This is a genomic window from Xanthobacter variabilis, assembly GCF_043831965.2.
In the GTDB taxonomy this organism is placed as follows: Bacteria; Pseudomonadota; Alphaproteobacteria; order Rhizobiales; family Xanthobacteraceae; genus Xanthobacter.
This window is the reverse complement of record NZ_CM195533.1, coordinates 3,097,786-3,116,908: the sequence shown is the minus strand read 5'-3', so window position 1 is coordinate 3,116,908 and position 19,123 is coordinate 3,097,786. Positions and strand designations below refer to the sequence as shown.

At 66.6% G+C, this 19,123-nt stretch carries 19 protein-coding genes; 9 read left to right on the top strand and 10 right to left on the bottom strand.

The features are described 5' to 3' along the window. Positions 1-54 precede the first annotated feature (54 nt). Positions 55-1,227: a vWA domain-containing protein gene (locus tag V5F26_RS13570; RefSeq protein WP_394057009.1), complete on the top strand. Its 1,173-nt coding sequence runs from the start codon at positions 55-57 to the stop codon at positions 1,225-1,227. A gap of 113 nt (positions 1,228-1,340) precedes the next feature. Here V5F26_RS13570 and V5F26_RS13565 read toward each other — a convergent pair whose 3' ends face one another. Together V5F26_RS13565 and V5F26_RS13560 are read right to left on the bottom strand one after the other, a co-directional pair. Beyond that, on the bottom strand, positions 1,341-1,811 hold the full coding sequence (locus V5F26_RS13565) for a phasin (protein ID WP_234050264.1): 471 nt from the start codon (positions 1,809-1,811) through the stop codon (positions 1,341-1,343). Between the two features lie 236 nt (positions 1,812-2,047). Continuing rightward, positions 2,048-2,587 (bottom strand): phasin family protein, encoded by a 540-nt coding sequence (locus tag V5F26_RS13560; protein ID WP_394057011.1) that lies wholly within the window; start codon positions 2,585-2,587, stop codon positions 2,048-2,050. Between the two features lie 198 nt (positions 2,588-2,785). On the opposite strand from V5F26_RS13560, the gene V5F26_RS13555 reads away from it, so the two are divergent. The 4 genes from V5F26_RS13555 to V5F26_RS13540 all read left to right on the top strand — a co-directional run bounded on the left by V5F26_RS13555 (position 2,786) and on the right by V5F26_RS13540 (position 8,541). Continuing rightward, on the top strand, positions 2,786-5,266 hold the full coding sequence (locus V5F26_RS13555) for a PAS domain-containing protein (RefSeq protein WP_394946170.1): 2,481 nt from the start codon (positions 2,786-2,788) through the stop codon (positions 5,264-5,266). Between the two features lie 173 nt (positions 5,267-5,439). Continuing rightward, positions 5,440-5,709, top strand: a complete 270-nt coding sequence (locus V5F26_RS13550; RefSeq protein WP_234050261.1) for a (2Fe-2S)-binding protein — start codon at positions 5,440-5,442, stop codon at positions 5,707-5,709. A gap of 137 nt (positions 5,710-5,846) precedes the next feature. Beyond that, positions 5,847-6,326, top strand: a complete 480-nt coding sequence (gene bfr, locus V5F26_RS13545) for a bacterioferritin (protein WP_234050260.1) — start codon at positions 5,847-5,849, stop codon at positions 6,324-6,326. Positions 6,327-6,618: 292 nt separating this feature from the next. Further along, on the top strand, positions 6,619-8,541 hold the full coding sequence (locus V5F26_RS13540; protein WP_394946169.1) for an AsmA family protein: 1,923 nt from the start codon (positions 6,619-6,621) through the stop codon (positions 8,539-8,541). Positions 8,542-8,605: 64 nt separating this feature from the next. Here the strand turns inward: V5F26_RS13540 and V5F26_RS13535 are convergent, their stop codons facing one another. The 3 genes from V5F26_RS13535 to thrC all read right to left on the bottom strand — a co-directional run bounded on the left by V5F26_RS13535 (position 8,606) and on the right by thrC (position 12,064). Beyond that, complete coding sequence (locus V5F26_RS13535; protein WP_234050258.1) at positions 8,606-9,229, bottom strand: GNAT family N-acetyltransferase; 624 nt, start codon at positions 9,227-9,229, stop codon at positions 8,606-8,608. A gap of 128 nt (positions 9,230-9,357) precedes the next feature. Continuing rightward, on the bottom strand, positions 9,358-10,644 hold the full coding sequence (locus tag V5F26_RS13530; protein WP_394057020.1) for a M16 family metallopeptidase: 1,287 nt from the start codon (positions 10,642-10,644) through the stop codon (positions 9,358-9,360). 7 nt (positions 10,645-10,651) lie between these two features. Further along, positions 10,652-12,064 carry a threonine synthase gene (gene thrC, locus V5F26_RS13525; protein WP_394057022.1) on the bottom strand — a complete coding sequence of 471 codons (1,413 nt, stop codon included), beginning with the start codon at positions 12,062-12,064 and terminating at the stop codon, positions 10,652-10,654. 212 nt (positions 12,065-12,276) lie between these two features. On the opposite strand from thrC, the gene V5F26_RS13520 reads away from it, so the two are divergent. Then, positions 12,277-12,744 carry a nuclear transport factor 2 family protein gene (locus V5F26_RS13520; protein WP_394946167.1) on the top strand — a complete coding sequence of 156 codons (468 nt, stop codon included), beginning with the start codon at positions 12,277-12,279 and terminating at the stop codon, positions 12,742-12,744. Further along, the gene (locus tag V5F26_RS13515; RefSeq protein ID WP_394946166.1) at positions 12,744-13,301 is read left to right on the top strand and encodes a TetR/AcrR family transcriptional regulator; all 558 of its coding nucleotides are present in this window, start codon (positions 12,744-12,746) and stop codon (positions 13,299-13,301) included. The genes V5F26_RS13520 and V5F26_RS13515 overlap by 1 nt, the downstream gene beginning before the upstream one ends. Before the next feature lie 94 nt (positions 13,302-13,395). Here V5F26_RS13515 and panB read toward each other — a convergent pair whose 3' ends face one another. Together panB and V5F26_RS13505 are read right to left on the bottom strand one after the other, a co-directional pair. After that, complete coding sequence (gene panB, locus V5F26_RS13510) at positions 13,396-14,235, bottom strand: 3-methyl-2-oxobutanoate hydroxymethyltransferase (protein WP_394057026.1); 840 nt, start codon at positions 14,233-14,235, stop codon at positions 13,396-13,398. An 86-nt stretch (positions 14,236-14,321) separates the two neighbouring features. After that, positions 14,322-14,888, bottom strand: a complete 567-nt coding sequence (locus V5F26_RS13505) for an NnrU family protein (protein WP_394057028.1) — start codon at positions 14,886-14,888, stop codon at positions 14,322-14,324. Positions 14,889-15,058: 170 nt separating this feature from the next. On the opposite strand from V5F26_RS13505, the gene V5F26_RS13500 reads away from it, so the two are divergent. Both V5F26_RS13500 and guaB read left to right on the top strand, forming a co-directional pair. Beyond that, on the top strand, positions 15,059-15,547 hold the full coding sequence (locus V5F26_RS13500) for a L,D-transpeptidase family protein (protein WP_509210510.1): 489 nt from the start codon (positions 15,059-15,061) through the stop codon (positions 15,545-15,547). A 248-nt stretch (positions 15,548-15,795) separates the two neighbouring features. Then, entirely contained in the window at positions 15,796-17,307 is a 1,512-nt protein-coding gene (gene guaB / locus V5F26_RS13495) for an IMP dehydrogenase (protein WP_234050250.1), read from the top strand. A gap of 223 nt (positions 17,308-17,530) precedes the next feature. Here the strand turns inward: guaB and V5F26_RS13490 are convergent, their stop codons facing one another. The 3 genes from V5F26_RS13490 to gmk all read right to left on the bottom strand — a co-directional run bounded on the left by V5F26_RS13490 (position 17,531) and on the right by gmk (position 19,086). Further along, positions 17,531-18,013, bottom strand: a complete 483-nt coding sequence (locus tag V5F26_RS13490; RefSeq protein WP_394946164.1) for an ion channel — start codon at positions 18,011-18,013, stop codon at positions 17,531-17,533. A gap of 90 nt (positions 18,014-18,103) precedes the next feature. Further along, positions 18,104-18,403 (bottom strand): hypothetical protein, encoded by a 300-nt coding sequence (locus tag V5F26_RS13485; RefSeq protein ID WP_234050248.1) that lies wholly within the window; start codon positions 18,401-18,403, stop codon positions 18,104-18,106. A 77-nt stretch (positions 18,404-18,480) separates the two neighbouring features. After that, positions 18,481-19,086: a guanylate kinase gene (gene gmk, locus V5F26_RS13480; protein ID WP_234050804.1), complete on the bottom strand. Its 606-nt coding sequence runs from the start codon at positions 19,084-19,086 to the stop codon at positions 18,481-18,483. Positions 19,087-19,123 lie beyond the last annotated feature (37 nt).

Below are 19,123 nucleotides of genomic sequence, written 5' to 3'. Positions count from 1 at the left end.
GGTGGCGGCCCCTGCCCCATCGTGCTTCACTACGGCGGGAAGGAGCCGTGCGCCATGTTCATTGCATTCTTCGAGGCCCTGAAGACCGCAGGCGTGCCCGTTTCGGTGCGCGAATACCTGACGCTCATGGAAGCGATGGATCGGGACCTTGCCGGGCGCCAGGTGGAAACCTTCTACTACCTCGCCCGCGCCAGCCTGGTGAAGGATGAGCGGCATCTCGACAAGTTCGATCAGGTGTTCGGCCAGTGCTTCAAGGGGCTGGAAGCCGCGCTGGGGGAGCAGGGCCACTCCATTCCCGAGGACTGGCTGCGCAAGCTCACCGAAAAGCACCTCACCGAGGAAGAAAAGAAGCAGATCGAGGCCCTGGGCGGGCTCGACAAGCTCTTGGAGACCCTGGCCGAGCGCCTGAAGGAGCAGAAGGAGCGACACCAGGGCGGCAACAAGTGGATCGGCACCGGCGGCACCTCCCCCTTCGGCGCCTACGGCTACAATCCCGAAGGCATCCGCATCGGCCAGGACGGCAACCGCAACTTCCGCGCCGTGAAGGTGTGGGACAAGCGCGAGTTTCGCGACCTCGACGACGGGGTGGAGCTGGGCACGCGCAACATCAAGGTGGCCCTGCGCCGCCTGCGCAAGTTCGCGCGCGTGGGCGCGCCGGAAGAGCTCGACCTGGAAGGCACCATCCGCGAGACCGCCCGCGCCGGCTATCTCGACGTAAAGCTCCGCCCGGAGAGGCGCAATGCGGTAAAAGTGCTGCTGTTCCTGGATGTCGGCGGCTCCATGGACTGGCACATCGGCCAATGCGAGGAGCTGTTCTCGGCGGCACGCTCAGAGTTCAAGTATCTGGAGCACTTCTATTTCCACAATTGCGTCTATGAAAGCGTGTGGCGCTCCAATGCCCGCCGCTCCAGCGAGCGCATTGCGCTACAAGACGTGCTGCACACGTACGGCAGCGACTACAAGCTGATCTTCGTGGGCGACGCGTCCATGGGCCCCTATGAGATCATGTATGCGAACGGCTCGGTAGAACATAACAATGCCGAGCCGGGGAAGGTGTGGCTGGATCGGCTGCTGGCCACCTACCCCAACGCCGTTTGGCTCAATCCCGTTCAGGAAAGCCACTGGGGCTACACGGATTCCATCCGGCTTGTCGCCCACATCATGGAAAACCGCATGTTCCCCCTCACCGTCGAGGGCATCGACGCCGCCATGCGCGAGCTGACCTGAGAGAGGGGCTCGGCAGAGAAGGGATCGGCTACGACGCCGCCACGAAAAAGGGCGCCCCTGAAGGGCGCCCCATGTTCCGTGCGAAAACGCGTCGATTGACCAGGCCGAGGCCCTCAGGCGGCCGGCGTGTTCTTCTCAAGCGAGCTCTTGATGGGCTCGGAAGATTCCGCAGCCACCTTCTGCGCCAGGGAAGTGAGCTCCTTGGCCTGGCCGCTGACCGTCTCGAACTGCTTGCGCGCGTGGCTGGTGGACAGCTCCACAGCGTCGGCCATGCTCTTGGTCTGCAGCAGCGAATTGAAGTAGTCGAAGGTGGAGTTCACGTTCGACTGCATGGCCTCCAGCACCTTGGCATTGTACTCGGCAATGCCCTTGCTGGCGGTCGTATAGGTGGTCTCGAGGGTCGAGTTCACCTGCTCGGCCGAAGCCTTCAGCTTCTCATAGTTCTCGCGCAGCGTGGCGAGGCCCTTCTCGGCGATCTCGCGGACGGCCGGCGGCACCTCGACGGGCGGCACGCCATTGGCCGAGAAGGCCTTCTTTGCAGCTTCGATCTGGTCCTGATACGCCTTGATGAAGGAATCGCTCATTTCATCCTCGGGCCGCGCGCGGGGTCATTTCGCACAGGAAAGCAGGTCTCCAACCGGTGCCGATCTCCAGAACTCCTCCCCCGCGCAACGGAAGGAGCCTCGGAAAACGGAAAACCGGCCACGAAATAGAGATGTTCGGAGCCTTGCCTCGACGGCTTTAGATATAGCCGAAGGTGAGGTGCGGCGCAAAAGCAATCTTGCGCCGCACAATAAAAACAAAAACTGCGGTAAACGCCTCAGCCCTTCTGGGTGGGATTGAAGGCCTGGCCAGCCTTGGCCTTGGCTTCGTTCATCACGCTTTCACCCATGGTCTTCAGATCCTCGGCCGCGCTCTGGGCGCTCTTGGCGGCAGCGGCGGAAAGGTCCCGCACCCGATCCGCCAGCACCCGAGCCCGCTCGTCGAAGGAGCGCGCCGCGGTCTCGCCGAGCGACTTGGCGTCCGCCCCGAGCGTCTTGGCCTGCTCGGCCACCTTTTCCACCTGGCTGGAGAGGAATTCGGCCTGAAGGCTGAGCATCTCCTGGGGTGTCTTGGCCGTAACGAGCTTCTGCAGGAAGTCGAAACCCGCCTCCATATTGGCTTCCATCAGGCCGATCGCCTTCTGGCGCAGGTCCTTGGCACCGGAGCGCACTTCCTCAAGCCCGCCCTCGCTGTCGCCAACCGCATCGCGCGTGCTTTTGAAGAGCGTCTCGAATGCCTCGCGGGCCTGGGCGACATTCTTTTCCGCGACGGCACGCACTTCAGCCGGCAATTCCAGATTCGGACCGAATTTCGTCATGGCGCTTGCTCCTCGGGCATTGGGGACGGCGCTCTGGGCCGTGCCGAGAGGATTGTAATATGGCGCGCCTTGTCTTCGCCAATATGAAAATGCGGGCAAAATGTCCGCGATTGCGTCATGTTAACCGTTTGGCGCCATATTTCAGCGGAAACAGCATTCACGAGACCGCCCGACGGCGGCGGCCACAGCGGACGGGACATGATGACGGAGACGAAGGCCCGCGCGCTCGACCTGACGGAACCTCGCCTCGCGCCCCTCCGCCGGGAGGACCTGCCCTCCTTCGTCGTGGATGTGTCCACTTTCGCGGTGCTGGGTGTTACGGCGGCCTGCGTGCGGCTTGGCATCGCCGTCGGCCATCACCTTCCCCCGAAGATCGCCGAGGCGGCCCAAGCGGCCGCCGAAGGGCGCGGGCGCCCCGCCGCACTGGTGCGCCTGCGGCTGCCGCGCAGCCTCACCCCGCGCCTGTTCCGCGCCATCGTGCTCGATGTGTCCGGCGCCCCGGTGGTGATGTTCGCAGATCCCGCCGCCTTCGCCGATGAGCCAGCTTTGGCGGTGGAGACGCGGCCCGACACCGCTCCGCTGGCCCCGCAGCCGCCCGCGCCCAATACGACCCTGGAGCCGCAGGAACCCTCCGTGCGCTTCACCTTCGAGACCGATGCGGAGAACCGGCTGCGCGGTCTCTCCGCGTCCCTCGCCTCCGCGCTTGGGGCCCAGGCGGAAGCCTGGATCGGCGCGACTTTCCCCGAGCTCGAACATGACGGCCGAATCGTCTCGGGACAGGCCATGGCTGATGCCCTGGCGCGTGGGGCAAGCTTCTCGGGCGTCCATGTCACCGTGCCCGGTGCCGTTATCCTGGAGCTGGAGCTGGGGGGCGTGCCCCTGCTCGATGCCGCGCGCCGACGCCTCGCCACCCGTGGCTTCGGCGTGATGCGCCGCTGGACCACCGGCCCCGAGACCACGCCCGCCGCCTTCGAGGTGACGCCGGATGCCGACGTGCGCATGCCCGTGGCCGCGAAGCCGCAGGAACGCCCAAGCGAGCGGCCCTGGTCCAATGTGGTTCCCTTCAGCGGGTTGACGCCGCGCGAGAGCAATTATTTCGACGAGATCGGCCGCACGCTGGAAGCAGCCCTACGCGCCGACATGCCTGCCGAACACCCGGACGAGTCCCCACTCCCGGCCGAGCCCGCGCCTTTATCGAACCAGCATCCGGCCGGCGCGGACATCCTCGATGCACTGCCCATCGCCACCCTTCTGGAAGATCGCAGCCGCCTGGTGCATGCGAACCGCACCTTTTTGCAATGGTCGGGCTGGACGGACCTGACGGCGATCGAGGCGGCCGGCGGCCTTCCCGGCGTGCTGCAGGAAGATGAAGCCGGCGAGGGGCTCATCCTTACCCCCTCGGGGGAGCACCTGCCGGTCCACGCCTCCGAAGTGCCGGCCACGTTCTATGGGCCCGAAGCACAGTTGCATCTGCTGCGCCGCCGTGAGGCGGAGCCCGCCGCTGCGACCCTCGACGAAGAAGAGAGCCCGCGCCGGGCCGCGCTCGATCTGGTGCCGTGGCCGGTCCTTCTGATCGACTCCAGCCACCACATTCTGTTTGCCAATAATGCCGCGGAAACGCGCCTTGGCTTCTCCGCCGTGGAGCTCGCCGGCCAGCCCATCACCCTTGTGATTGCACCCGAGGCGCGTGGCGAGGCCATTGGCTGGCTCGATCGCGCCAGCACTTCGCAGGAGCGGAACCGGCCCCGTGTGCTGCATGTGCACCCCTTCGAGGGAGAGGATTTTCACGCGCTCGCCGGCCTTGCCCCGGTGGGTGAGGACACCGGGCAATTCTGCCTCGTGCTCGGCCCCGAGCCGCAGCCGGACACACCCTCGGGCAACGCCCCTGCCGCAGCGCCGGAGCCACCGGCCGCCTTGGAGCCCGAGCCCGCCGCAGAGGAGCCGGTGCCCGAGTCGGTGCTGGAACTGCAGCAGGAATTGCTCGGCACCGCCGACGAGCTGGAGGCGCCCTCCTCCGCCAGCAGCGCAGATCCCAGCCTTCACCGGGTGGCGAGGCGGCTGTCCGACAGCCTCAGCCCCTCCCTCGCCACGCTGGCGGACTATGCGCCCGATGACGAGAGCGACCTCCCGGACGGGGTTCGCGACGCGCTGGAGCGCGTGCGCAAGTGCCTGGATGACCTGGGTGCCCTGGCGGAACCCGAGGCCATCGCCTCGCCTGAGCCCACCGAGGTCGCCCCGATCGTGACTGCGGCGGTCGCCTATGTGCTGCCCTTCGCCCGCCGGCGCCATGTCACCGTGCGCACGGATATCGACCAGGTGCCGACGGTCATCACTCACCCCGCGCGCCTGTCCCGGCTGGTCCGCCTCATGGTCGAGGACGCCCTCGACGGCGCGCCGGTGCGCACCGCAATTGTCGTCTCGCTTCTGTGTGACGAGCTGACCGAGGGCGCACCCGTCATCCTGCAGGTCAGCGATGCCGGCCCGCCGGTCGACGAAGTCGCCGACGCGGCGGCCCTGGCCCCCTTGTCAGCCGCGACCGACACCGACCGCTTCAGCCGCGCCGGCCGCCCCATGCGCCGCGCTCGCCTCGCGGCCGAGGCGGAGGCCCTGGGCGCCACCTTCGAGCTGCGCCGCGGCCTCGAAATGGGGATGACCACCCAGCTCAGCCTTCCGCGCTGACGCACATTTGACCTCCCGCGCCCGACCTCCCGCGCCATTGTGCGGTGCAGGAGTGCGGTGCGGCGAGCCCATTTCAACTTAGAGCATTTCTGAATCGAGGCTCCGCGCCATTGCGCTATTGACGGTGCCCGCGATCTTCTGCGTAAATTGATAATCAGAAGCAGTTTTTATGGATGTCTTCCAATCGCTTTGATCTGGGCAATACCATGATCGTTTGTTCGTGCAACGTCGTTTCAGACCGTCAGGTTATCGATGCCGTTTCGGCATCGCAGGGCATGCGCACCCCGAGCGAGGTCTATCGCTGCCTGGGCTGCGCACCGCAGTGCGGGCGCTGTGCCCGCACCATCCGCGCCTTGATGGATCAAGTGCAGAACCACAATTGCGGCGAGTGCGCGGAGGATTGCGCCGTTGCCGGATTGACGGGTCTCGTCGCCGCCGAATAGCATTTGCGAACACACCGCCACCGGCCCCGGGACACCTCGGGTACGGTGGTTTCCTAGTATTGATTTTAAATTAGAATTCATCTAACACGAATTTAAAGAAACGATGGGAATGCCGTCCCAGGCATGAGGAGCACATCATGAAAGGCGATCCGAAGGTCATCGAGTTCCTCAACCGAGGGCTGCGTTCGGAGCTGACCGCCATCAATCAATACTGGCTCCATTACCGCATGCTGGACAATTGGGGCTACAAGGCCCTGGCGAAGAAGTGGCGCGCGGAATCCATTGAAGAGATGGTGCACGCTGACAAGTTCACGGACCGCATCCTGTTCCTTGATGGCTTCCCCAACATGCAGGTGCTCGACCCGCTGCGGATCGGCCAGGACGTGAAGGAAATCCTTGAGGCGGACCTCGCCGCCGAGCTGGACGCGCGGGCCCTCTACCAGGAAGGCGCGACCTACTGCCACTCGGTGAAGGACTATCCGAGCCGCGACCTGTTCGAGGAGCTCATGGCTGACGAGGAAGGCCATATCGACTTCCTTGAGACCCAGCTCGACCTGGTGGCCAAGCTCGGCCTGCAGCTTTACGCGCAGCACCACATTGGGGAACTCGACGACTGAGTCGTCTCGCAGTTCGACCGCTTTGCTTGAAAAGCCCGGCTTCCGCCGGGCTTTTTGCGTCCAGCACTCTGATTCCAAACAGCTTTAGGGCAACCCGGCGCGCCCCCTGGCGCAGCCATGAAAGGGACACAGAAACCACGGAAGGTCACCGCGACCCAATAGGTGTCCGCGGCAACGGCGCAGGCTTTGCGCCCCGCGGCTTCGGACGGCGCCCGGCGCCCATCCGAAGCACCCTGGGCATGTGTGGGAAGGGCTTCGCCTTTCCCGAGATCCGATCATTCGAGAGAGACTATTGACGCTGGGCGAAAACACCCGCCGCCTCGTGCTGGTTGGAACGGCCGTCGCAGGCCTCGCCGCACTGCTCCTGCTTGCGGCGGCGGTGGTGCTGCCCCTGCTTGTGCCCGCAGCCGAGCTGCGCCGGGCGGCGCTGGCTGCGGTCGCAGGCACGACGGAGCAGGGTGTCACGGTGTCCGGCGAGCCCACCCTTCGCCTTTTGCCCTCACCGCGCGTTACGCTGCGCAAGGTCACTTTCTCCCTGCCCCATGACCAGTCCCTGGAGGCGGACGCGGTGGTGAGCCATATCAGCGTATGGCCATTGCTGTTCGGCCGCATTGTCGTGTCCGAGGTGACGCTTGAAAGCCCGACCCTGGTACTCACCGGCGAGCGGCGCGCGCCTGAGCTGGGCATCGTGCCATTTCTGGCAACGCCGGACGGCCCGGAGCTGCGCGTCGTCGACGGCACCATCGCCTGGCGCGCCGAGGGGGGACTGACCCGCGAACTCGTCAGCGGCATCGTCGGGCGCTTCGATCGCGTCACCGGCGGCACCGGAATGAATGTCTCCGCGGTGTTCGACTGGCGCGAATCCACCATAGAAGCACACCTTTCCGTGGAGGATGTGCGGGCCTTCCTGGCCGGCACCCTCACCCCAACGCGCGCGTCTCTCGCCTCCAACACGGCGAACCTGCGCTTCCGGGGGCAGGCCGGCTTCGCCACGCGCCTCACAGCGGACGGCACCCTCAGCGCGGAGGCGGATTCCCTGCGGTCGTGGCTCGACTGGGTGGGTCTGCCGGCTCCCACCAGCCGTGGGCTGGGCGCCTTTTCCTTCACCTCCCATGTCGCCATGGAAGGGCATAGCCTGGTGCTCGCCAATACGGTCGTCGATCTCGACGGCAATCGCAGCGAAGGCGGCCTGCTTGTGAAGCTGAGCGCGCCGCGCCCTGTCGTGCAGGGCACCTTCGCGTCCGACAAGCTCAGTCTCAATCCCTACGGGCGCATGCGGCTCACGGGGGACAATGGGCGCGAGTGGGATCGCGAGCCATTCGATCTGTCTTTCCTCGACAAGTTTGATCTGGATCTGCGCCTGTCCGCCGCACAGGTCACGGCGGTGGACACGACTTTTACCACCGTGGCAGCCAGCGCCGTGTTGGCGAATGGCCGCCTGGTGCTGGCCCTTGGACAAACCAGCGGCTGGAACGGCATGCTCCGGGGCACCGCGACCCTCGCGCCGCGCTCGGCCGGGCGCATAGGTGACCCCTCCGGCCTCACCATGCGCGTGGAGGCGGAGTGCTCCGACATTTCCCTTGAGCAGGCGCTGGGCGACCTTGCCGGGGTGACGGCATTCGAGGGGACAGGCACACTGCAGTTCGATCTCCAGGGAGAGGGCCGCAACGCCCAAGAGATCGCCCAGAGTCTCGCCGGCACCGTCGCCCTGAACAGCGACAGCGGAGACATCGTTGGCTTCGATGTGGCTCAGCTGTTGCGGCGCATTCAACGCCAGCCCCTGTCGGCGGCGGCAGATCCCCGCGGCGGGCGCACCCCCTTCACCCAGTTGCAGGTGCAGGCCAGCCTGCGCCACGGCCTTGCCACCGTCGAAACCATGGCCATCGACGGGGGGCAGGTGCATCTCGACATGGATGGCACCATTGACGTGGCCCAGCGCTCCCTTGACCTTTCCGGCGAGGCGACGCTGAAGAGCCCGCCCAAAGGCAACGAGTCAGAAGGGATTTCGCTGCCGTTCCTTGTCGAGGGGCCCTGGATCGCGCCCCGTATCATGGCCGATCCGCTCAGCCTGATCGAACGGTCTGGCGCGGCCCAGCCGCTGCTGGAAGCGGTGAAGAGCCGCAAGGCAGGGGCCGCGATTCACACGATGATCGAGAAGCTGGTGAAGCCCGTCGCGCCCCAGCCCTCCGATGCCGCCAGCGCTCCCGCCAACTGATCTTGCGTCAACTGATCTTGCCCCGAAAAGCGGCCCGTCCCTGGTCCCGCCTGCCGCGGGCGGATCACTGCGCCGCCGAGGTCTCGCGAGGGCGGCGGACGGGACGGATGGCGTCCTGACGCAGGCGGGCGAACATCAGGTGATCTTCCCACACGCCGTTGATGCACAGATACTGCCGCGAATAGCCCTCGCGCACGAAGCCGCAGCTTTCCAGCAGGCGGATGGAGGGCTGGTTCGTGGGCATGCAGGCGGCCTCCACCCGGTGCAGGTGAAGCACCTCATGGGCCACCGGCAGGATGGCCGTGACCGCCGCCTTCATATAGCCCTGCCCGGCATAGGCAGCGCCCATCCAGTAGCCCAGGCTCGCGGCCTGGCACACGCCGCGCCGCACGTTCGACAGGGTGAGCCCACCCAAAAGCTGATGGTCTGAGCGGCGGAAGACGAACAGCGGATAGGCCTCATCCGTCAGCATGTCGCGCGCATAGCGCTTCAGCCTGCGGCGGAAAGCGCCGCGGGTGAGGTCGTCCGCCGGCCAGATCGGCTCCCAGGGGGTCAGAAAGCCCCGGCTTGCCGCGCGCACATCATGCCAGGCGGGAAAGTCCTTCATCTGCGGCACGCGCAGATACACCCTCTCGCCTTCAACAGTGGGCAGCACTTCCGGCGCGAAGAGCGTACTCAGCGGCCACATGATCGACGCACTCGATGCCTCGTCGGTTGGACCTTGCATCGCCGGCGCCGATCCGCGCCGGCGCCAGGCAAACCTCATTCAAACCCGCACACCCCTTAAGCGCAAAGATCACGCAAACTGTTGCGTACTCAGGCCGGCACGGCGCGCGAACCCGCGGCGGCAAGGCGCTCCACCGCCTTCACTGCGGGGTCGAGGCCGGCCTCGGGACCGAGGGCGGTGAGCGTGGGCCGCCCCTGCGACACCAGAGTGTGCGCCGCCTGCCGCACCGCCGCAACATCCACCGCATCCACCTTGGCGACGATGTCATCCACCGGGATGACATGGCCGAAGCCCAGCATCTGCCGGGCGAGCTGGTCCGCCCGCGCACCAGAGCTTTCGAGCGCCGCCAAGAGGCCCACCTTCATCTGCGCCTTGGCGCGGGCCACCTCGGTCTCGGTGATGGTCTCGCCGGCGGCGAACAGCTGGTCGATCAAGGCCTGGGAAAGCTCTCCCACATCGCTCAGGTCCGTGCCCGCATAGATTCCGAACAAGCCGGTGTCCGCATAGCTCCAGTGGAAGGAGTAGATGGAGTAGCAAAGCCCCCGCTCCTCCCGCACATCCTGGAACAGGCGCGAGGACATGCCGCCGCCCAGCACGTTGGTGAGCACCTGCAGCGCATGATAGCCGGGATCGAGATAGGAGCAGCCCTCCAGCCCGATCAGCACATGCACCTGCTCCAGCTCGCGTGGGCAAAGCTGAAGGCCGCCCGTATAGGCCGCCTTGGGCAGCTCCGGCTTGGCCGCGCCATCGATGGACTTCAGGCGCTTGGCGGCTTCCTCCACCACCTGGTCGTGGTCCACGGCGCCGGCGGCGGCGACCACCATGCGCGGCCCGCGATAGGTGCGCGCGAGATAGGCACCGAGCTGATCGCGGTTGAAGCCGCGCACGGTATCCGGTGTGCCGAGAATGGAGCGGCCGACCGCCTGCTCCGGAAAGGCCCGCTCCTGGAAAAGGTCAAACACCAAGTCGTCGGGCGTGTCCATCACGGCCCCGATCTCCTGGACAATCACGCCCTTCTCGCGCGCCAGCTCGTCGGGCGCGAAGGCCGGCTCGGTGAGGATATCGGCCAGGATGTCGAGCCCGAGTGGCACATCCTCGCCCAGCACCCGCACATTGTAGCTCGTCTGCTCCACGGAGGTGGCGGCGTTGATGTCGCCGCCCACCTGCTCGATCTCCTCAGCGATGCGCCGGGCGGTGCGCCGGCGTGTGCCCTTGAAGGCCATGTGCTCCAGGAGATGGGAGATTCCGTGCTCGTCCTCCCGCTCGTCGCGGGCGCCGGTGCCCACCCAGATGCCCAGCGACGCCGTGCCCAGGTGTTCCATGGAATCGGTGACGACGGTAATTCCGTTGTCGAGGGTCGAAAGCTTCACGCCCATGTTTACCTCACGCCGCCGCGCCGGCGGCGATGCGGGCGCGGCCGCGAATGAAGGCCTCCACCGCGGCGAGATCGTTGGGAAGAACGGTGAGAGTTTCCTTCCGCGTCATCAGGTCCGCCATGTGCGCCGGCAGCGGCGGGCGATGGCCCGTGGCCGCGGCCACGGCATCGGGGAACTTGGCTGCGTGGGCGGTGGAAAGCACCACCTGCGGCACCTTGGCCGCATGCTCCACCTTGTCCGCCACGGTCAAGGCAACCGCAGTGTGCGGGTCCACCAGATAGCCGGCGCTCTTGTAGAGCCGGGCAATGGTAGAGGCCGTTTCCGGCTCGTCGGCGCGGGCGGCGGAGAAGTCCGCGGCGATGGCGGCCCGCGCCTCCTTCGGCAGAGTGAAGCTGCCGGACTGGGCGAGCGAGGCCATGAGCCCGCGCACCACGCCGGCGTCCCGGTCCACCGCATCGAACAACAGGCGTTCGAAATTCGAGGACACCTGGATGTCCATGGACGGCGAGATGGAGGGCATGACCCCCTTCACCTCATAGCGGCCGGTGTCCAGGGTGCGCACCAGGATGTCGTTGACATTGGTGGCGATGGCGAGATCGCGGATGGGAAGCCCCATCTTCTTGGCCACCCAGCCCGCCAGGATGTCGCCGAAATTGCCCGTGGGCACCACGAACGACACCTCGCGATGGGGCGCACCCAGCGCCGTCGCCGCATAGAAATAATAGACCACCTGGGCGACGATCCGCGCCCAGTTGATGGAGTTCACCCCCGCCAGCGCCAGCTCATCGCGGAAGCTGTGGTGATTGAACATGGCCTTCACCAGGCCCTGGCAATCGTCGAACGTGCCTTCAAGCGCGATGGCGTGCACATTGGGCGAGGCCACCGTGGTCATCTGCCGGCGCTGCACCTCGGACACACGGCCGTGGGGGAACAGGATGAACACATCCACGGCATCGGACGCGCGGAAGGCCTCGATGGCGGCGCTGCCCGTGTCGCCGGAGGTGGCGCCGACGATGGTGGCGCGGGCACCGCGGGCGCTTAGAACATTATCCATCAACCGCGCGAGCAGCTGCATGGCCACGTCCTTGAACGCCAGAGTCGGCCCGTGGAACAGCTCCAGCACGAAGCGGTTGGGCCCCACCTGCACCAGCGGCGTCACCGCCGGGTGGCGGAAGCCGGCATAGGCATCGGCAATCATCAGCTCCAGCGCCCGCTCGGGCAGCGCATCGGCCACGAACGGGGCAATCACGGCCTTGGCGACGGCGGCGTAGGGCTGGCCGGCGAGAGCAGCGATGGCCTCGTGCGAAAGGGTCGGCCAGGTCTCGGGCACATACAGGCCGCCATCACGGGCGAGGCCCGCGAGCAGGGCATCGGAGAAGGACAGGGCCGGGGCTTCACCGCGGGTGGAGACGTAACGCAAAAGATCCTCGCCGGAGTTCTTCGCCGCATCGTTCCGATGACGGTCAGGTGGTTCAACCTAAACGCAAGCCGCGTCGCGGGAAAGGCTTCACGGCCGCGAGCCGCGCGTATCAGCCAGCGATAGCCGATTCGCCCCCTCCCCGGGGCCTCGCCATTGACGCGCAGCTCGCCGTGTGTACCTAATGGTACATGTAAAACCATTAGGTACACATCATGACATCTCGTCCGCCCTTGCCCCCGTTCACCACCGACACCGCCGCGCAGAAGGTCCGCATGGCGGAAGACGCCTGGAACACGCGCGATCCCCAGCGCGTCTCGCTGGCCTACACGCCGGACAGCCGCTGGCGGAACCGCTCCGACTTCCTTTCCGGCCGCGAGGCCATCGTCCGCTTTCTTGAGGCGAAGTGGGCGCGCGAGCAGGACTACCGCCTCATCAAGGAGCTGTGGGCCTTCGCGGGCAACCACATTGCCGTGCGCTTCCAATATGAGTGGCACGACGCCGCGGGCGCCTGGTTCCGCTCCTATGGCAACGAGCAATGGGAATTCGACGGGAACGGCTTGATGCAGCGGCGCGAAGCCTCCATCAACGACGTTCCGATCCGGAGCGAGGAGCGCAAGTTCCTGTGGCCGGCGGGACCCCGCCCGGCGGACCATCCGGGCCTCACCGAACTGGGGATGTGATGGCGCGGATCGTGATGGAGCGGGCGGACGTGCTGCCGATGCTGGGGGAAGTCTTCCGCGAGCACGGCTTCGAGGGCGCGAGCCTGGCCGCCATCACGGCCCGCACCGGGCTCGGCAAGGGGTCGCTCTATCACTTCTTCCCGGGCGGGAAGGAGGAAATGGCCGCCGCCGTGCTGGCCGAGATCGACTCCTGGTTCGAGGCCCACGTTTTCGCCCCGTTGCGCGAGGGCGAGGACGCGCCAGCCGCCATCCGCGACATGCTGGGGAAGGTGGACGCCTATTTCCGCTCCGGCCGGCGGGTGTGCCTTGTCGGCGTGTTCGCCCTCTCGGATACCCGGGACCGTTTCAGCGACAAGGTGCAGGGCTATTTCGCCGCGTGGCGCGACGCACTCACAGGCGCTCTGCGCCGCGCCGGCCTTGCCGATGCGGAGGCGGCGGAGCGGGCGGAAGACGGCGTGCTCGCCATCCAGGGCGCCCTGACCCTCGCCCGCGCACTCCACGACCCGGATGTCTTCACTCGCACGCTCAAGCGCCTGGAGCGCCGCCTGCTCACCTGAGCGCGAGGCGGCGAAGACAGAAAGAGCCGGGACGGGCCCGGCTCCTCATGGATAGCGCGCCGGCCAGCAGCCGGCGTTTCAGGAGGCCTTGGGTTCAGGAGGCCTTGGCCTTCTGCACCAGGCGCGGCGCGTAGACGTGCTCCGGGCCGGGGAAGGCGCGCGAGCGCACCTCATCCGCATACGCGGCCACGGCCTTTTCGATCTCCGGCCCCATATTCGCGTATTTCTTCACGAACTTGGGCACCCGGTCGCCCAGGCCCAGCATGTCTTCCAGCACCAGAATCTGCCCATCGCAGGCGGACGAGCCGCCGATGCCGATGGTTGGCGCGGCCACTTCCTGGGTGATGCGGCGGGCCAGCGGCTCGGAAATCGCCTCAAGCACGACCGAGAAGGCGCCAGCCTCCGCCACGGCGCGGGCATCGTCCAGGATAATGGACGCCTCGGCGTCATCGCGGCCACGCGCCTTGAACGAGCCAAGCGTATTGATGGCCTGGGGGGTGAGCCCCACATGCCCCATCACCGGCACGCCGCGATCCACCAGGAAGCGGACCGTCTCCGCCATGCGGCGCCCGCCTTCCAGCTTCACGGCGCCGGCGCCGGTTTCCTTCAGCACCCGGGCGGCAGTGTGGAAGGCCTCGGTGGGGCTGGCCTCGTAGCTGCCGAACGGCAGGTCCACTACGATCAGCGCGCGTTTGGTGCCACGCACCACGGCGCGGCCATGCACAATCATCATCTCGACGGTGACGGGCACCGTGGTTTCCAACCCGTGCATCACCATGCCCAGGCTGTCGCCCACCAGGATCACGTCCACGTGGCGGTCCAGCAGACGCGCGGTGTGGGCATGATAGGAGGTCAGCGAAACGATGGGCTCGCCTCCCTTGCGGGCCTGGATTTCCGGCGCTGTGATGCGACGGCTCTCTGCCTGGCTGGACATGACGTTCCTCTATAGCTTTTTTGCGCGGGCACCTTTGCCCTGAGCTCGCCCGGGCCCTGCCGCCCCGGCCCCCGTTGCCGGCCGCGTCACATGACGGGCACCCCGATCACATAGGGATGGAACAGGAAGGCGAGGAACGCATAGAGCACCACCCCGCCCCCGACCGCAAGGGCATCGCCCGTCCAGCCCGCCGGCGCGGGCGGTATTTTCGTGCCGCGGCGCGCCATCGCGATGCGATCATACACCGCCCACGCCAGCACCGCGCCGAACAGCACCATGGAAGCGGCATCGCCATTGGCCAGCAGATGCGCGAATGCCCAGGTCTTCACCGCGACCAAAAGCGGATGCTTCAGCGCCGTGCGGATGTGGCTGGGCACGAACGCCGACACGCCGACGATGGAAGCCAGGAGCATCAGGAGCAGGGTGACGTGCCGCAGCGCCAGCGGCGGATCCCAGATCACCGCCGGACCGGACGCCCGCCACAGCAGATATCCATAGGCGGTCAGCGCCACGCCGCCCGCAGCCAGCAACGAGAAATAACCCTTGTACGGCCCCTCCCCCACGGATGCGATGAGCCGGGCGCGCAGCCCCCTCATGCTCGCCACCACATGGGTTCCGACGAAGACGACCAGACCCAACAGCATCATCACCATGGCACGACCTCCGCCGGCATCATGCGAGCCGCTTCAAGAGCACGACACCCCGCACCCCGGCAAGACCACCGAAGGGGAAGCCCCCAGCAGGCGGGCCGCAGGCACGCCACGCGCACACGCACCGGCCCCGCCACTCGCGCTTGCGTTGCGGCGGTATCGTGACAGTATGCGTGACGGAGGGGAATGACATGGGCTTCTGGGGTAAGAGGCGATTGGCGCGCCGGCCCGGCCTTGCGGCAGGGCTCATCGCTCTCGCCGTGTTCATCCTGTCCTGCGCCGGCTTCAGCTCCGTGGCGCAGGCGGGCGTGCTGGCGCGGGTGGATCTTTCCAGCCAGCGCATGGTGGTCTCGGTGAATGGCGTACCGCGCTATAGCTGGCCGGTTTCCACGGCCCGGCGCGGTTATGTCACCCCCACCGGCACGTATCGCCCGCAGCGCCTGTACCGCCGCTATTTTTCCCGCAAATACTACAATTCCCCCATGCCCTATGCGGTGTTCTTCCGGGGCGGCTACGCGATCCATGGCAGCTACGCCGTCAACCAGCTCGGCGCGCCCGCCTCCCACGGCTGCATCCGCCTGCACCCGGGCAATGCTGCCACCCTCTACGGGCTTATTGAAAGCTACGGCCCCGGCAACACCCTGATCCAAATCACCCGCTGAGGCCTCGGACTCGCAAGAATTGCGTTCTTGTGGAAGGCATCAGCCCATCTCATGCGCTTGCTGCATGGCTCGATTGCGCGAAAACTCCGCGTGACAGGTCTTCTTTTCGTCGCGCACCCATGGTATCGGCCACTGCCAACTCGAAATGAGAGCCGCGACGAAAGTCGGCGACGCAAGTCGCAACGGTCCCCCCATTCCGACTGAAGTCGCGCGACGCGCATTCCGGGCGTCGCCAACAGGAGTTGGCCATGACTGCGCCCCTCTCGTCTGCCTCCCTCGCCAGCCCGTTCCGCGAAGGCCTGACCTTCGATGACGTGCTCCTCACCCCCGGCCCGTCCGAGGTGATGCCCGGCGAAGTGGACACGGTGACCAAGCTCACCAAGTCCATCACCCTCAACCTGCCCATCATCTCCGCCGCCATGGACACGGTGACGGAAGCCCGTCTCGCCATCGCCATGGCCCAGGCCGGCGGCATCGGCGTGATCCACCGCAACCTCACGCCAGAGCAGCAGGCCGAACAGGTCAAGATCGTCAAGAAGTACGAATCGGGCATGGTGGTGAACCCCGTCACCATCCATCCCGACGAGACCCTGTCCGACGCCCTGGCCCTCATGAAGCGCTATGGCATCTCTGGCATTCCGGTGGTGGAGCGCTCGTTCGGCAACATGCCGGGCCGGCTGGTGGGCATCCTCACCAATCGCGACGTCCGCTTCGCCCACAATCCGGACCAGCCGGTCTCGGAGCTGATGACCAAGGAGCGGCTCATCACGGTGCGCGAAGGCGAGGTGACCCAGGACGATGCCAAGCGCCTGCTGCACCAGAACCGCATCGAGAAGCTGATCGTGGTGGACGCCGACTATCGCTGCGTCGGCCTCATCACCGTGAAGGACATCGAGAAGGCGGTGGCCTACCCCAGCGCCGCCAAGGATGAGCAGGGCCGCCTGCGCGTCGCCGCCGCCACCACCGTGGGCCCGGACGGCTTCGAGCGCACCGAGCGCCTCATCGACGCCGGCGTGGACCTGGTGGTGGTCGACACCGCCCACGGCCATTCCAAGAAGGTTCTGGACCAGGTGGACCGCATCAAGCGGCTCTCCAACAAGACCCAGATCCTGGCCGGCAACATCGCCACCGCCGAGGGCGCCAAGGCGCTCATCGACGCCGGCGCGGACGCGGTGAAGGTGGGCATCGGGCCCGGCTCCATCTGCACCACCCGCATCGTGGCGGGCGTGGGCGTGCCCCAGCTCACCGCCGTGATGGACGCCGTTGAGGCCGCCCTGGCCACGGGTACCCCCGTGGTGGCCGATGGCGGCATCAAGTATTCCGGCGATCTCGCCAAGGCGCTGGCGGCTGGCGCTTCCGCGGCGATGGTGGGCTCGCTGCTCGCCGGCACCGAGGAGAGCCCCGGTGAGGTGTTCCTCTATCAGGGCCGCTCCTACAAGGCCTATCGCGGCATGGGCTCGGTGGGCGCCATGGCCCGCGGCTCGGCCGACCGCTACTTCCAGGCGGAAGTGCGCGACACCCTGAAGCTCGTGCCGGAAGGCATCGAGGGCCAGGTGGCCTATAAGGGCCCGGTGGGCGCTGTGCTCCACCAGCTGGCCGGCGGCCTGCGCGCCGCCATGGGCTATGTGGGCGGGCGCAACCTGCAGGAATTCCGCGAGAAGGCGCGCTTCGTGCGCATCTCCTCCGCCGGCCTGCGCGAGAGCCATGTGCACGACGTGCTCATCACCCGCGAAAGCCCGAACTACCCCACCTCCATCTGAACCCATTGGCCTCGGTCTTCGACCGGGGCCAACCGGGCGCGCGCCGGAAGTGCCTGAGCGCCGAAAGGCATCGCCCGTCTGCCGCGGACGGGATGGCAAGCCCCCTGGCTCCCGGCCCATGGGCAATGCTTCTTGGGCCGCTGGCCGAAGATGGCGGGATGGTTCAAATGAAAAAAGGGCCGGCGGCATCCAGCCGCCGGCCCTTTTTTCATGCGCGCGATACTTATTGATGCTGGTCCGGTGTCTGGCTCACGTCCTGAAAGCGCCGATTGTTCGAGGTGAGGACCTGCGACACATATTCCACCAGGAATGCCGTGGACCACGCCAGCATCATCGGGCCGAGCAGCGATTCGAACCCGGCCACGATGCGAAAATTGCGCCCGATATTCAGGCCATCCGCCCCCACGGTCGTATAGGTCGTGAGCGAATAATAGAAGGCGTCCGCGAAGTCGCCAAAGGCGGCCATGGCCATGTAACCGCCCGCCCAGGCCAAGACCTCGGTCAGATGAATGATGCACAGGCCGACGACGAGCGCGCTGACCACCAGCGTTTCGCGCATGACGTGATGCTGAAAGCTCTGAGTCTGCAGCAGACGGTGGATCCAATGACGCAGCTTATACAGCCCCGCCATGTGTATCACCACCGTCAGCACGGCGAGGACCATGCAAACAATAAAGACGTTCGTATAGCGCATCGCCTCGGACATGGACACTCGCTCTCCAACCGGCCAAGATTCGTCGGGTGGAGCCTAATGCCTTTTTCCGGCGACGGCAGGGGGCAGCAGGGGGCGGCTTGCTCAGTTCCCCTTGCCGCCCTTGGGCGGCGTGACGTCGATCATTTCATTGTCGAACGGCGTATCCACCGGCCGGCCGGTGCGCAGGTCGAAAATGCGCACGCCCTGGAAGGTCCCGCGGCGCACCGAGAAACTCCGGCGGCCGGTGATGAGGGCGTAGACCCCGCCGCCGAGCAACAGCGCCGCGACCACCACGCCGGCCACGATGATGAGGCCACCCACAAGGGTGAACAGGGCGAACCCCGCCAGGGCCGCCACGGCGAGACCGGCGAATCCGCCGAAGACGTTGAGGAGCTGTTTCATGCGCGCAAGACTCACCGAACATTCCGGCGGACTTGCGGCGCGTGAGGTTAAACTCTCGTAAGGTCAGAGCTGCGTGCTCAGAGCGCGTCCCGCAGCTGCTTCACGAAGCTTGCCAGCCCCGTCAGCCGCCGACGCTTGAGCCGTTCGGCCTGCAGGATCGCCCGCAGCTTGGCCAGACTGTCCTCAACCTCGTGGTTGATGAGGATGTAGTCATACTCATCATAGTGGCTGATTTCGTCCGAGGCCTTGGCCATGCGCTGGTGCACCACCTCGTCCGTGTCCTGGGCGCGGGTGCGCAGGCGCTGCTCCAGGTCCGCCGCGCTGGGCGGCAGCAGGAACACCTTCACCAGGTCCTGCTGGGCGCTTTCACCCAATTGCTGTGTGCCCTGCCAATCGATGTCGAACAGCACGTCCCGGCCGGCGGAAAGGGCCTCCTCCACGGCGCGGCGCGGCGTGCCATAGAGATTGTTGAACACGACGGCGTGTTCCAGCAGCTCCCCCTCGTCCCGCATCCGCTCGAAGGTGGGGACGTCCACGAAGAAATAGTCCTTGCCCTGCACCTCGCCGGGGCGCGGGTGGCGCGTGGTGACCGACACCGACATGGTGATGCGCGAATCGACCTCGAGCAGCCGCCGCGACAAGGTGGTCTTCCCCGCCCCCGAGGGCGAGGAGAGCACCAGCATCAGGCCACGGCGCGCCAGCCCGGTGCCGGTGCCCGGC